At 67.4% G+C, this 13,916-nt stretch carries 12 protein-coding genes; 8 read left to right on the top strand and 4 right to left on the bottom strand.

Annotated elements, in window-relative coordinates; all coding sequences use genetic code 11:
* Positions 1 to 117: 117 nt before the first annotated feature.
* Positions 118 to 507, bottom strand: a complete 390-nt coding sequence (locus tag HMPREF3067_RS07410; protein WP_070769088.1) for a globin domain-containing protein — start codon at positions 505 to 507, stop codon at positions 118 to 120.
* Positions 508 to 1,503, bottom strand: coding sequence for a mechanosensitive ion channel family protein (locus HMPREF3067_RS07405; protein ID WP_070769087.1), 996 nt, complete (start codon positions 1,501 to 1,503; stop codon positions 508 to 510). It lies immediately after the preceding gene.
* A gap of 151 nt (positions 1,504 to 1,654) precedes the next feature.
* Here HMPREF3067_RS07405 and HMPREF3067_RS07400 point away from each other — a divergent pair, with 151 nt between their 5' ends.
* The gene (locus tag HMPREF3067_RS07400; protein WP_070769086.1) at positions 1,655 to 2,818 is read left to right on the top strand and encodes a cystathionine gamma-synthase; all 1,164 of its coding nucleotides are present in this window, start codon (positions 1,655 to 1,657) and stop codon (positions 2,816 to 2,818) included.
* Here HMPREF3067_RS07400 and HMPREF3067_RS07395 read toward each other — a convergent pair.
* Positions 2,810 to 4,633 (bottom strand): FAD/NAD(P)-binding protein, encoded by a 1,824-nt coding sequence (locus tag HMPREF3067_RS07395; protein WP_070769085.1) that lies wholly within the window; start codon positions 4,631 to 4,633, stop codon positions 2,810 to 2,812. The two genes, HMPREF3067_RS07400 and HMPREF3067_RS07395, sit on opposite strands and share 9 nt — an antisense overlap.
* 122 nt (positions 4,634 to 4,755) lie before the next feature.
* Here HMPREF3067_RS07395 and HMPREF3067_RS07390 point away from each other — a divergent pair, with 122 nt between their 5' ends.
* Genes HMPREF3067_RS07390 through HMPREF3067_RS07360 form a run of 7 tightly spaced genes read left to right on the top strand, consistent with a single transcriptional unit; the run spans position 4,756 to position 12,412 of the window.
* Positions 4,756 to 6,378 (top strand): TIGR04028 family ABC transporter substrate-binding protein, encoded by a 1,623-nt coding sequence (locus tag HMPREF3067_RS07390; protein WP_083319200.1) that lies wholly within the window; start codon positions 4,756 to 4,758, stop codon positions 6,376 to 6,378.
* Entirely contained in the window at positions 6,378 to 7,349 is a 972-nt protein-coding gene (locus HMPREF3067_RS07385; RefSeq protein WP_070769083.1) for an ABC transporter permease, read from the top strand. The genes HMPREF3067_RS07390 and HMPREF3067_RS07385 overlap by 1 nt, the downstream gene beginning before the upstream one ends.
* Entirely contained in the window at positions 7,342 to 8,148 is an 807-nt protein-coding gene (locus tag HMPREF3067_RS07380) for an ABC transporter permease (protein WP_070769082.1), read from the top strand. Before HMPREF3067_RS07385 ends, HMPREF3067_RS07380 begins: the two co-directional genes overlap by 8 nt.
* Before the next feature lie 19 nt (positions 8,149 to 8,167).
* Entirely contained in the window at positions 8,168 to 9,760 is a 1,593-nt protein-coding gene (locus HMPREF3067_RS07375; protein WP_070769081.1) for a dipeptide ABC transporter ATP-binding protein, read from the top strand.
* A 55-nt stretch (positions 9,761 to 9,815) separates the two neighbouring features.
* Entirely contained in the window at positions 9,816 to 11,006 is a 1,191-nt protein-coding gene (locus HMPREF3067_RS07370; RefSeq protein ID WP_070769080.1) for an alkylhydroperoxidase domain protein, read from the top strand.
* 19 nt (positions 11,007 to 11,025) lie between these two features.
* Complete coding sequence (locus HMPREF3067_RS07365; protein ID WP_070769079.1) at positions 11,026 to 11,685, top strand: SDR family oxidoreductase; 660 nt, start codon at positions 11,026 to 11,028, stop codon at positions 11,683 to 11,685.
* A 49-nt stretch (positions 11,686 to 11,734) separates the two neighbouring features.
* On the top strand, positions 11,735 to 12,412 hold the full coding sequence (locus HMPREF3067_RS07360) for a GntR family transcriptional regulator (RefSeq protein ID WP_070769078.1): 678 nt from the start codon (positions 11,735 to 11,737) through the stop codon (positions 12,410 to 12,412).
* Between the two features lie 23 nt (positions 12,413 to 12,435).
* On the opposite strand, the gene HMPREF3067_RS07355 is transcribed toward HMPREF3067_RS07360, so the two are convergent.
* Positions 12,436 to 13,821, bottom strand: coding sequence for an anaerobic C4-dicarboxylate transporter (locus HMPREF3067_RS07355; protein WP_070769077.1), 1,386 nt, complete (start codon positions 13,819 to 13,821; stop codon positions 12,436 to 12,438).
* Between the last annotated feature and the right edge of the window lie 95 nt (positions 13,822 to 13,916).

Below are 13,916 nucleotides of genomic sequence, written 5' to 3'. Positions count from 1 at the left end.
AGCCGCAAACCATAAAAAGAAGCCAGCCGAACCCCACGACTGCCGGGCAACAAGCAAAAGCACAAGAAAAGGCGCCACGGAAACCACTCCGTAGCGCTTACTCGGCGTGCCGAAAAGCTAATCCGGTCGGTTGATGAGCATCGCGGCGACGCGCTGCATGTGATCCCAGATCATCGCGCGGTACGCCGGCGGGATGGTCTCCTCATCGATGTCGTCCAGGGAGGCGCCCATCAGGTCCAGCCAACGCTGGGCGGCGGCGGAATCGATGGGGAAGTGCACATGCCGCATCCGGAGGCGCGGGGCGCCGCGGTTGGCGTTGAACTCGGCGGGCCCGCCCCAATACTGCGCGAGGAACCACTGCAGCCGTTGCGCGGCGCCGTCGAAGTCCTCGGCCGGGTACATGGGCGCCAGGATGTCGTCGTTGCGCACGCGGGCGTAGAAACCTGCGACCAGGCGGCGGAAGGTCTCCTCGCCCCCGATGGCATCGTAAACGCTGCTGGTCTGCACTTAGTCCGCCTTCCGCATGATGCCCATGCCGTAGGGATACGGGGTGGAAATGCCGGCCTCCTGCATGGCGTCCAGGATGTGCGCCTGGGCGTGGCGCTGGACGTGCCACTGCTGGCCGGGCATCGTCTTGATGGAAATACGGTAGGAGATGTAGTCCGGCTCCCAGTCGGAGATACCGTTGATGACGGGCTCGTCGATGACCTCGTTGACAATCTCCGGATCCTTGACCGCGTGGTTGACGGCGTCCTCGATGACGCGCCACGCTTCCTTCGCGTTGTTGGACAGGCCCACCGGGATCTGCAGGCGACAGATGGCGTAGTGGTCGGAGAAATTACCAATGCGCAGGATCTCGCCGTTGCGGACTGTCCACAGGGTGCCGTCGATGTCGCGCAGCTTGGTCACGCGCAGGGTGATGTCCTCGACGTCGCCGATGATCTCCTCACCCACGTCGATGGTGTCGCCGATGCCGTACTGGTCCTCCAGCAGCATGAAAATGCCGGACAGGAAGTCCTTGACCAGCGACTGGGCGCCGAAACCAAGGGCAACACCAACCACACCGGCGGAAGCGATAAGCGGGGCGATGTTCACGCCCAGCTGGTCCAGGATGAGCAGGGCGGCCAAGCTCCAGATGATGATGCCCACGGCCGACTTGCTGACCCCGGCCAACGTCTTGATGCGGGACTTGCGCCGGTTTTCCTGGCTGCGGTTCATCGCGGCCTGCTGCCGGCTTTCCTCCTCCCGCTGCGCCTTGGTGGCCTTCGGCCCCAGCGTCAGGCGCGGGATGGTCGCCCCGCTGGGGGTCTTGGAGGCCTTGGCTGCCAACTGGTTGATGATCCGCCGCAGCACCCACTGGGCGATGACGGCGATCAGCAGAATGATGACGATCTTGACGGGCCGTTCCACGACCCACGAGCGGATCTGCTCGTCCTCCCACCAGTTGCTGACCGTGTTGACGGCAGTGGTGCTGGCGGAACTAGCTAACACTGTGAGACTCATGCACTCTCTTTCCTTGTTGACTCGGCTTCGATTGTAGTAACCGCGGCCGAGCGTGGGCGCAGCGATGGCTACGGCGGCACAGGGCAGGTGGTGAATAAAAGGGTGGCGGCGGCGCACCAAAAGTGGACAGCTTGGTCTAGGGTTGGGTGGCATGACGCAGCAGACGAAGCAAGAACTCGCCCAGGGATTTACCTCCCGCGCCATCCACGCCGGCTACCACCCGGACGGACACATGGGGTCCATCAACGTGCCCATCTACGCCTCCACGACGTTTGCGCAGGACGGCCTCGCGCAACTGCGCGGCGGCTTCGAGTACGGCCGCGTGGCCAACCCGACGGTCCGCTCCCTGGAGCAGACCCTGGCGGCCCTGGAAGACGCCAGCTTTGCCCGCGTGTTTTCCTCGGGCATGGCGGCCATCGACACGCTCATCCGCATCCTGGCCCGCCCCGGCGATCACGTCATCCTGGGCAACGACGCCTACGGCGGCACCTATCGTCTGCTGCACCACGACTTTGGGGAGTGGGGCATTCAGTTGAGCGTCGTGGACACGACCAACCCAGACGAGGTCGCGGCCGCCGTGCGCGACAACACCCGGATCATCTGGCTGGAAACGCCCAGCAACCCGGCGCTGTCGGTCACGGATATCGCCGCCGTCGCGGAAGTGAAAAAGCACGCCGCGCTGGTGGTGGACAACACCTTCGCCACGCCCTATTTGCAAAACCCGCTGGCCCTAGGCGCGGACCACGTGGTGCACTCGACCACCAAGTACCTGGGCGGCCACTCCGACGTCCTCGGCGGTGCCGTCATCACTAACGATGCCCACGTCGACGAGCGCCTCCTGTACTTCCAGGGCTGCGTCGGCGCGGTCTCCTCGCCTTTCGATGCCTACCTCACCGCCCGCGGCATCAAGACCCTGGGCGTGCGCATGGAGCGCCACTGCTCCAACGCACAGGCGGTGGCGGAATACCTGGCCTCCCGCCCCGAGGTCAGCCAAGTCTACTACCCGGGGCTGGAAGACCACTCGGGCCACGCGACGGCCGCGGGTCAGATGCGCGGCTTCGGCGGCATGCTCTCAGTGCGTTTCCATAACCCCGAGCACGCGGAGCAGTTCTGCCTGAACACGCGCCTGATTTGTCTGGCGGAGTCGCTGGGCGGGGTCGAGTCCTTGGTCGAGCACCCGCAGAAGATGACGCACGCCTCGGCGGAAGGCTCCGAGCTGGTCCCGCCGGCGGACATGGTGCGCCTGTCGATTGGTATTGAGGACGAGGCCGACCTCATGGCCGACCTCGCCCAGGCGCTGGGCGCCCTAAGCTAGCAGGTCGCCGGCCGTGCGGTCGGTCTCCTGCAGCATCAGGGGATCGGTGCCCGGCATGGGGGAGATGGTGGTGTCCGGCCACTGGGCATAGGTGGGGATGCCGATGATGTGCAGCCGCTCATCCACCGCGCCGTCGGGGTGGATGGTGCGACGCTGCCACGTGGTCTCCGGCGAGCCTGTCGGGTGCCCGTGGTCGTGGAACGGCCGCGTGCGCGCCTGGAGCGACACCGACATCGGGTCGACGGCGTGGCGCACGTCGGGCTGGTGCATCCAGGCGTCGACGAGCCAGTCGGAGCTGGCCGCGCCGAAGCGGGTGCGCAGGGTGAACGCGTCGCCGATTTCCAGCTGCGGGTGATCGCCCAGGAAGGTGATCAGGCCGGCATCGATGAGCGCGAGCAGCTGCTGGGTGCGAAACAGCGGCGGGCCGGAGCCTACCATCTGGCCAAACGCCATGAACTCGCGGTAGGCCCCGGTGCGCGAGGCCCAGCTCATGCGGCCTTCCGAGCCGGCGATGGAGGCGGGTTTGCGCGCCGCCGAAATCGCCCACAGGGCGGCCTTGAGGCGGGAGTCGCGCCCGGCCTGGGACTCGGCGATGTCGCGCTCGAGCCCGGCGGCGATGAAGCCGGTCGGGTCATCGCCGTCGTAGGCGGCCAGCGGGTTCATCCAGTAGTCGAGACGGAACTCGCAGTTCAGCGCCGCGGAGAGCTCGGCCGCCAGGGCGGGCAGGGTGTCGGCGTGCAGCTTGGCGGCATCGATCTCGGCGGCGCGCTCGGGGTAGTAGGCGGCGTAGGCGTCGCGGACCAGGGCGGGCAGGACCTCTGCGCCGAAGTCGAAATCGTCGCCCAAGTCCGCCAGCGCCGCCTTAAAGCGGGACAGGTCGGCCTTCGGCGGCAGGGAGTGGTACTGGGACTTCGGCAGGTAGGGGTAGCCGCGCCCGGAGGTAACGACCAGCTGGGGCTCGCGGCCGGACGGCTGGTAGCGCAGGCCGCCGCGGGCGGAGTCGTCGGCGACGAACTCGCCGCCGCGGTTGATGGTCACCAGTGCCATGACGTCGAAGAAGCCCATACCGAGCCCGCGCACGAGCACCTTCTGGCCGGCCGGGATTTCCTCGACGGGCTGCTCGACGGGGTTGTCGGGGCGCACCCAGTTGAGATCCGCGGCGGCCAGGCGCTGCTCTTCCTCGTTGGCGGCCGGCACCTGCCAGCCGTAGGCCAGCACGGTCTTGTCGGCGGCCACCTGGGAGCCGTCGGCCAAGGTGAGCACGTCGTGATCGCCGGCGTCGGCGATGTCGGTAGCGCGGCTAAAGTGGTGGACCACCTCGACCCCATCGGGGAGCTGCGCCAGCGCGACGGTGAGCACCCAGCGCAGGTAGGCGCCGTAGAGGGCGCGGGAAGGGTGGGACTCGGGCCGGGACTCGTCGAGCTCGGTGGCAAAGGCGCGGTCGACGGTGGGCGGGAACTGGCGGAACAGCTCGACCTTGGCGTCGCTGATGCCGGCGGCGGTCGGGTCGTCGCCGCGCAGGAGCTGGATCCACTCGTAGAGGATGGGGCCTTCCAGCGCCGGGGCGGTGAGGGTGGACTCCGGCTCGGTGAACAGGGTGACCGCGCCGGCCAGGGTGTTCATGCACAGGGTGCGGGTCTGGCTGGTTTCCCAGATGCGGCCGGCGCCGTGCTCGGCGTCGTCGATGAGGTGCAGGGTGATAGGTGGGGTGGAGGGGTGTTCGTGGAGGTGGGCGGCGAGGCGCTCAATGACGGAGATGCCCCGCGGGCCCATCCCCACGATGGCCACGGCTAACGGTGCTGACAATGTCTTCATCCTTCATAAACGAGAGAATAAATTAGACTAGTTGGTCTACAGTAATGATACTAAACGGTCTAAACTGTGTTAAATTCGCAAGCAGTTAATAGTTGAACTAACCCCGAAGAAGTATCATCACCGTGAAACTACTCAGAACCCTCACCAGTCTAGTCGTCGTGGCAGCGCTGGCCGCTGGGTGCGCCACCGCGCCGGAAGGGGAGGAAGGCGGCTCCGACAACGTCCTGACGTACCTGGAGCCGCAGTTCTTCCGCACTCTCTACCCGCCGGCCGCCGGCTTCTACCCGAACGGCGGCGTGGTCAACCAGCTCACCGACCGGCTGCTCTACCAGGACCCGGAGACCCTGGAGCTTTCTCCCTGGATTGCCACGGAGCTGCCCGAAGTCAACGAGGACGCCACCGAATACACCTTTAATATCCGCACGGACGTGACCTACTCCGACGGATCCCCGCTGACGGCGGAGAACGTGGTGGCGAACTTCGATCTCTACGGGCTGGGCGACAGCGACCGCACGCTGACTGCCTCCGAGCAGATCTCCAACTACGAGCGCGGCGAGGTTATCGACGAAGACACCGTGCGTTTCCACTTCTCCGCCCCGTCGCCGGGCTTTTTGCAGGCCACCGCCTCCTACAACGCGGGCCTACTCTCGGACGAGTCGCTCAAGCTGGACAACGAGGGCTTCGGCCCCGGCAACGCGCGCAACGTCATCGGCTCGGGGCCCTTCGTGGTCGAACACGAGGAGATCGGCACCGACCTGGTGTTAAAGACCCGCGAGGACTACGACTGGGCGCCGCCTCAGGCGCGCCACCAGGGCCGGGCCGCCATCGACGGCGTGCACTACATCCTGGCCGCCGAGGAATCCGTGCGCACCGGCGCGGTGCTGTCCGGCCAGGCGGACATCGCCCGCCAGATTTCGGCGCCGCAGGAAGACCTGCTGCAATCCCGCGGGGTCAACATCGTCACCCGCGGCACCAACTCGATGAACAACCAGCTGGCCTTCCGCTTCGACCACCCGCTGCTGCAAGACCAGCGGGTGCGCGAGGCGATTATCCGCGGCATCGACAGGCAGGAAATCCTGCGTGTGCTCTTCTCCGATTCCTACCCGCTGGCCACCTCCACCGTGGCCGAAACCGGGCGGGGCTACAAAGACCAGGGTGATGCTTACGCCTACGACCCGGACGCGGCGCGCGAGCTGCTGGCAGAAGCCGGCTGGGAACCGGGCCCGGACGGGATCCTCACCAAGGACGGCAAGCGCCTGGTGCTGCGCTCGAACACGGCGCTGCCGCAGCCGCGATCCAAGGAGGTCATGACGATGGTTCAGGACCAGCTGGGCGAGCTCGGCATCGGCGTGGAGATTAACGCCGGCGACCAAGCCACGCAGAACGCGGACGCCAAGGACATCGACAAGGTGCAGCTGTACCACTCCATGGTCGCGCGCGCCGACTACGACGCGATTACGTCCTTCTACAGCATCAACAACCGCGACGCCTTCCTCAACCAGGATTCCGCCGGCGAGCCCATCGACGCCCACTTGGAGCAGCTGCTCGACCGCGTCGTCTCCGTCACCGGCACTCAGGAGCGCGAGCAGGCGGTCCAGGAGGCCCAGGATTACATCACGGAGAAGGCCTACGCGCTGCCGCTGTTCGAGGAGCCGCAGGTCTACGCGGTCGCCGAGGGCGTGGAAGGCTTCCGGCCGGAGGCCGTCGCCCGCCCCTGGTTCTACGAGGTGGAGGAGATTAACTAATGACCGGAAAGCAGATTTTGGCCCGTTTCGGGCAGGCACTGCTGGTGCTGCTGATTACCTACACGGTCGCGTTCTTCCTGCTGTCGGCGCTGCCGTCGGATGCCGTGCAGTCCCGCTTCGGCGACCCGGCGCTGGGTCTGTCGCAGGCCGAGATTGACGAGATCCGGGACTCGATGGGCATCGATAAGCCCCTGTGGGTCCAGTTCTTTACCTCGCTGGGCGGGTTTCTGGTCGGCGAGTTCGGCAATTCCACCGAGTCCGGCGCCCCGGTGGCCACGCTGATTGCGGACGCGCTGCCGCACACGCTGGCGCTGGCGACCTCAGCCATCGTGGTCTCTGTCATCGTCGCCCTGCTGGTCGCCTTCGCCGCGACGCTGCCGGGCCTGGGCTGGATCGGCTCCTTCTTCCGCGGGCTTCCCTCCCTGCTGGTCTCCCTGCCAGGCTTCTGGATCGGCATCCTGCTCATCCAGGTATTCTCCTTCCAGCTGGGCTGGGTGCGCGTGATTGAGCCGGGCAGCATCGAGGGGCTCATCCTGCCCACGCTGACGCTGGCGGTGCCTATCTCCGCGCCGCTGACGCAGGTGCTCATCCGCTCCATCGAGCAGACGCAGGGCCAGCCTTTTGTCAACGCGGTGCGCGCCCGCGGCGCCTCGGAGGCCTGGATTTTCTGGCGCAACGTCCTGCGCAACTCCCTGCTCCCGGCGCTGACGATGGCCGGCCTGCTCTTCGGCGAGCTGGTCGGCGGCGCCGTGGTCACCGAGACCGTCTTCGGCCGCACCGGCCTGGGGCAGATGACCGCCCAGGCCGTGGCCAACCGGGACACCCCGGTGCTGATGGCGGTGGTGGTTATCGCCGCGGCCGCCTACGTGATTATCAACCTGGTCGTGGACCTTTTGTACCCGGTCCTGGACGTCCGCCTGCGGGGCCAGAAGGCCCCGTCCCGGGTGGCAGGAAGGAAGACCCATGTCTAAGCCCCGCAATCCCTGGGCACGCCCGACCTCGCTCGTGGCGATCGTCGTGCTGGTCATCGCCGCCCTCGCGGCGCTGTGGCCCGGCCTGCTGGCAAGCGCGGACCCGTACGCGGGCACCGACGTCGCCTTGCTGCCGCCAAGTAGCGAGCACTGGTTCGGCACCGACGCCGTCGGCCGCGACCTGTACGCCCGCGTCGTCTACGCAGCCCGCCAGTCCCTGGTCGGCGCCTTCATCGCCGTGGCTGTGGGCCTGGTGATCGGCACCATTATCGGCATGCTGGCCGGCAGCCTGCGCGGCTGGGTGGACACGGCCCTGATGCGCGTGGTCGACGTGCTGCTGTCCATCCCCGGCATCTTGCTGTCGCTGTCCATCATCATCGTGCTGGGGTTCGGCTCCGTCCAGGCGGCGGTGGCCGTCGGTGTCACCAGCATCGCCGCGTTCGCGCGCCTGGCGCGATCCCAGGTCATCAGCGTGGCCGGGGCGGACTACGTGGAGGCCGCCTACGGCTCGGGCGCGCGCCCACTGCAGGTGATGGTGCGCCACATCCTGCCCAACTCGCTGACCCCGGTGGTGGCCCTGGCGACCCTGCAGTTCGGCTCCGCCATCCTGCAGCTGTCCATCCTGGGCTTTTTGGGCTACGGCGCCCCGCCGCCCACGCCGGAGTGGGGTCTTATCATCGCCGAGGGCCGCGACTTTATGGCCACGGCCTGGTGGCTGATTGTCATCCCGGGCCTGGCGATTGTCGCCGTCGTCATGGCCGCCAACCATCTCTCCCGCAACATCCGGGCGCAGGCCTAAACCACAAGGAGCAGAACTCGTGTCACTGTTAACTGTTACTGACTTGAACGTCTCCTACGACGGCTCCCCGGCGGTCCAGGGCGTGAACCTTGGGGTGGAGCCGGGCCAGATGACCGCCATCGTCGGCGAGTCCGGCTCGGGCAAGTCCACCTCGGCGCTGGCCATCCTGGGCCTGTTGCCGGACAACGCCGCCGTCGATGCCGGCTCCGTGACCTTCCAGGGCCGCGACCTGACCGGGCTTAGTCGCAAGCAATGGCGCGGCATCCGCGGCGCCCACATCGGGCTGGTGCCGCAGGATCCGAACAACTCTCTGAACCCGCTGAAGACCATCGGCGCCGCGGTGGAAGAGGGCATGGAAATCCACGGGCGTGGGGATCGGCGCGCCCGGGCGCTGGAGCTGCTGGAGCGGGTCGGCATCGATGACCCGGAGCGCCGCTACCATCAGTACCCGCACGAGCTGTCCGGCGGCATGAAGCAGCGCGTACTCATCGCCGCGGCGGTGGCGCTGGAGCCAGAGCTTATCATCGCCGACGAGCCCACCAGTGCCCTCGATGTGACGGTGCAGAAGACCATCCTGGACCTGCTGGACGACATGCGCGAAGAGCTCGGCCTGGGCCTGCTGTTTATCACGCACGACCTGGCCGTGGCGGGCGACCGCGCGGACCAGATCGTGGTCATGGAGGCCGGCCAGGTCCGCGAGTCCGGCCTGGCGGCCACGGTGCTCACCGACCCGCAGCACCCGTATTCCAAGCGACTGCTCGCCGATGCCCCCTCCCTGACCGCCGCCGATTTCACCCGGCAGCAGGCCACCCCGGTCGCCGCCGGCACGCAGCCGCTGCTCCGGGTGGACGGCCTGATGCAGCGCTTCGGCGGCTTCACCGCCCTGGACGGGGTGAGCTTCGAGGTTGCTAAGGGCACCACGCACGCGCTGGTGGGCGAGTCCGGCTCCGGCAAGACCACCATCGGCCGGTCCGTGGCGATGTTCAACCAACCGACCGCGGGCAGCATCCGGCTGGGCGGCACGGAGCTGACCGAGCTGGATGCGGCCGGCCGGCGCGAGGCTCGCCGCCAGGTCCAGCTGGTCTACCAGAACCCGTATAGCTCGCTGGACCCGCGCCGCACCATCGCGGATACCATCGCCGAGCCCCTGGTGAATTTCCGCGGGATGAAGCGGGCCCGGGCGCGGGAGGCCGCACGCGAGTTTATGGAGCTGGTCGCCCTGGACCCGGACATGGGCCAGCGCCTGCCGGCGCGCCTGTCCGGCGGGCAGCGCCAGCGCGTGGCGATCGCCCGCGCCATGATCATCGAACCGGAGCTGGTCGTGCTGGATGAGGCGGTCTCCGCCCTGGACGTGACCGTCCAGTCGCAGATCCTGCGCCTGCTCGACGACTTGCAGCAGGAGCTGGGGCTGACCTATATCTTCATCTCCCACGACCTGGCCGTGGTCAACCAGGTCAGCGACACCGTCAGCGTGCTGGGATCCGGCCAGCAGGTCGAATACGGCTCGACCGCCGAAGTTTTTACCAACCCGCAGGCGGATCTCACCCGCCGGCTCATCGAGGCCATCCCCGGCTCCCGCTACCGCGGCGGCGACCTAAACTTGGGCCTGTAAGAGCGAAAAAGAAGCGAAGAAGCAGCAAGCAGAAACAAAGAACCGAGGAGAAATAATGACCGATATCATCGACGAGCTGGCGCAGACCAGCGCCGCAGTTAGCCAGCTGCGCAGCGCCCGCCCGGCGGCCCGCGAGAACGCCCAGCTGAGCTTCGCAGCGCTGCTCGAGCCGGCGGAGGCCGGGGAGTTTAGCCAGGCGGAGCGCTACGCCGTGGCCGCCTTTGTGGCGGGTATTACGCAGGCCGGCCGCCCGGCGGAGTTCTACCTGGACCTTTTAGGCGACGAGGACGAGGAGCTTCTCGCCCCAGTCAAGGAGGCCATCGTGGCTGGACAGCACCGCGGGCCCTACGCGGGCGGGGGACACAGCACCTTCGAAGCTCTGGGCGAGCACCTGGGCGCGGCCTTCGACTTCGCGCATCTTCTGGTCTTCCACCCGAAGGACGCGGAGCCGGCGGCCATCGGCCACCTGGACGCCAGCGGGTGGGGTCCGACCGGCATGGTTAGCCTGGCGCAGCTGATTAGCTTTTTGGCCTTCCAGTTGCGCGTGGTGCGCGGTATCGCGGTGCTGGGCGGCGAGGCCCCGGCTGCGCCGGGGGCCGTGGCGGAGACCCCGCAGGAGCGACCCGGCTGGGAGGTCACGGGCGGGGTGGAGACCCCCGAGGTGGTCCACCCGGGCCGCTTTGTCAACCACGCGCTGGGCTGGAAGCCCTGGGTGCCGGGGCTGAGCAAGGAAGACTTCACCGAGGAGCAGCGCGAGGCGCTGATTAAGCCGGAGCGCATCGAGCAGCCCTACTTCCGCCTGCTGGCCCGCGACCCCGCCGCGCTGAAGGCCCGCACCCTGACGGACCTGGACATCTTCTACAACACCGACGGCGGGCTGGGCCGCGCGGAGCGCGAGCTGGCCGCAACGGTGGTCTCGCGCCTCAACGGCTGCGAGTACTGCGCCTCCGTGCACCAGCAGCGCTACGTTGACGAGGGCGGCGACCGGGAGACCATCGACCGCCTCCTCGACGACGGCGTCGACATCGATTTGGGGCGGGCGGACTGGGCCGCCATCCGGGATGCCGCGGTGGCCATTAGCCGGACCCCGCTGGAACTCGGCGCCGAGCACGTCGACGCGCTGCGGGCGGCGGGCCTCGACAATCAGGCGGTCCTGGACGTTATCTATTCTTCGTCCTTTTTCAACTGGGCAAACCGCCTGATGCTCACCCTGGGCACCCCGGACGTGCCCCGGCGCTTCCGCTAAAGCGCCTAGACTGGCCGACATGTCTAACCAAGAACAGACCAAAACCGCCGTCGTCACCGGCGCCACAGGCGGGATGGGCCGCGAGATCGTCGCGGATTTGTCCCGCGACCACCGCGTCGTGGCCATCGGCCGCAACGCCGAGCGCCTCGCCGAGCTGGAGGGGCCCGGCGTGACCTGCGTGCGCGCGGACCTGACCGAGGACTTCGACCTGCCGGAGCTAGACCACGTCGACGTGCTGGTCCACGCGGCGGCGATTGCGCAGCGGCGCTCGGTGGCATCGGCCAGCCGGGACGACTGGGAAGGCCACCTATCCATCAACGTGGTGGCCCCGGCCATGTTGACCCAGCGCCTCCTGCCAGCGCTCAACCGCGCCGGCGGAACCGTGGTATTCATCAACTCCGGCGCTGGCCGCGGCGGCTTCGGCGACAACGTGGTCTACGCGGCCACCAAGCACGCGCTCTACGCCCTGGCCGACGGGCTGCGCAAGTCCGAGCACGGCATCCGGGTGAGCACCGTGGCGCCCGGGCCCACGGATACCGCGATGTTGCAGGGGCTGACCGACTACAACCGCGACGAGGTTATCGCCCCGGCCGAAATCGCGCGGGCGGTGCGCGCGGTCGTGGACGCCGGCCCGACCACGCAGCTGACCGAGATCCAGGTGCGCCCGCGCGTGGAATAAGTCGCGTGGGTCGAACACCTCGCGCAGATTCATGCGCTAAACTTAATCTGTGACTAAGCAGCCCAGTTCTAAGCCGGCCTACCTGACCATCGCGGACGCCCTGCGGGGGCGCATCCAACGCGCCGAGTTGCGACCGGGCGACCGGTTTCCCACCGAGCGCGCGCTCGTCCACGAGTTCAACGTCGCCCGCATGACGGTGCGGCACGCGCTGGATATCCTCCAGCTGGAGGGGCTTATTGATCGACGCCGCGGCCGCACCGGGGGCACGTTCGTGCGTACAACGGCGCCGGTGGTGGACTTGGGCCGCGTCGAGGACTTGGGGGCGCAGCTGCGCAACGACGAAAACGAGCTCGTCATTGACGAGCTCGAGGAATCTCACGTGCAGGTGCCGCCGACGGTGGCGGAGCAGCTAGCGATTGCGGAGACCTACCGGGTCTGGTCCGTCAAGAGGCTGCACACCGTCGACGGGACCCGGGCGCTGTATTCGCACCACTTCGTGCCGGCGGCGGATTTGCAGGGCCACTGGGAGCAGCGGCGTCCGGCCAAGTACCGGCAGTCTTTGGAGCCGGCGCTGCCGAACGCGATGGAGCAGAAGGCGCTGGGGCTTTCGCGCACCACGCCTATCCTGCGGGTGCAGCGCTGCGCGCTCGACGCCGCCGGCCGCCCTCTGGATTTCACCGAGATGGCGTTGCGCGGCGACGTCGCGAAGCTGCACCTAGATATCTAAGGAGCGGGCGCGGGCCCGCGGGGCTAGAGGAGCACCTGCGCGAGCAGGGAACCGACCACACAGGAGGTCAGCACCGAGATGGTGCCCGGGATGATGAAGGAGTGATTGATGACGAACTTGCCGATGCGGGTCGTGCCCGTGCGGTCGAAACCGATGCAGGCCAGGTCCGACGGGTAGGTCGGCAGGATGAAGTAGCCGTAGGCCGCGCCGTAGAAGCCGACGATGACGGCCGGATCGATACCCAGCTGCAGGCCGATGGGGGCGATGGCCACTAGGGCCGCGCCCTGGGAGTTGACCAGCTTCGAGACGATGATCAGCACGACGGCGTAGGCCCACGGGGCTTGGGCGACGACGTCGCCGAGGCCGGCCTCCAGGGCATCGATGTGCGCCTGGAAGAAGGTGTCCGCCATCCAGGCCACGCCGAAGACGGAGAAGACCGCGGTCATGCCGGCCTTGAAGACCGGGGTGCTGGCGATCTTTTTGTGGTCGACCTTGCAGCTCATCAGGATGACGGCGCCGGCGACCAGCATGACCATCTGGATGACCAGGTTCATCGACACCGGCGAGAGCTCGCCGTCCTCGCCTGGGACGAGCGGGCGCAGGAAGTCGAAGGCGCCGAGGAAGACCACGCAGACGATGGCGACCAGGAAGATGACCACGGAGCGCTTGGCTTCCTTGGGGAATTCCACGCCGATGAGCGAGTGGCTGGGGTTTTTAATGGACTCTGCGAACTCGGGGTCCTGCATGCGCTCCTGGAAGGCTGGGTCCTTGTCCAGGTCCTTGCCGCGGCGCAGGGACCACAGGGCGGCCAGGATGACACCGGACAGGGAGGCCGGGATGGCGACCATGAGGATCTGCGGGATGGAGTAGGCCTGGTCGATGGCGCCGGCGTGCTCGGCCAGGATGGAGGCCAGCGAGACGGTGGCAACCGAGACCGGCGAGGCGGTGATACCCATCTGGGCCGAGGTGGAGGCCACGGCCATGGGGCGCTCGGGGCGGATGCCCTTCTTCAGGGCGATGTCCTCGATGATGGGGAACATCGTGTAGACGACGTGGCCGGTGCCGCAGAGCACGGTCAAAAACCATGTGGTCAGGGGAGCGAGAATGGTGATGCGCTCCGGGTGGGCGCGCAGGATCTTCTCGGCGAATTGCATCATGACTTCGAGGCCGCGCGCCTGTTGGAGGGTCGCGGCGCAGCCGATGACTGCGATGATGGTCAGCATCACCGATACTGGCGGCTCGCCCGGGGCCAGTCCGAAGGCGAAGACCATGAGCAGCAGGCCGATACCGGAAATCAGGCCTAGGCCGAGCCCGCCGTAGCGGGTACCCAGCACCAGGGCAACAAGAATAATGACCACTTGCAGTACGATCGCCAGGACGGAGTCCGGGGCGAGGACAGTGGCTAACATCTAAGTGCCTTTCCACTAGTAACAAACAAGGGGGACAGGAAAAATATTATCGAACCGGGCATAACCGGGCATAACGAAAGCGGCGAGCTAATAAT

The sequence above is a fragment of the Corynebacterium sp. HMSC04H06 genome (assembly GCF_001815935.1).
Lineage (GTDB): Bacteria > Actinomycetota > Actinomycetes > Mycobacteriales > Mycobacteriaceae > Corynebacterium.
The sequence above is the reverse complement of the archived record's forward strand: the minus strand, read 5'-3'. Positions and strand labels throughout refer to the sequence as shown.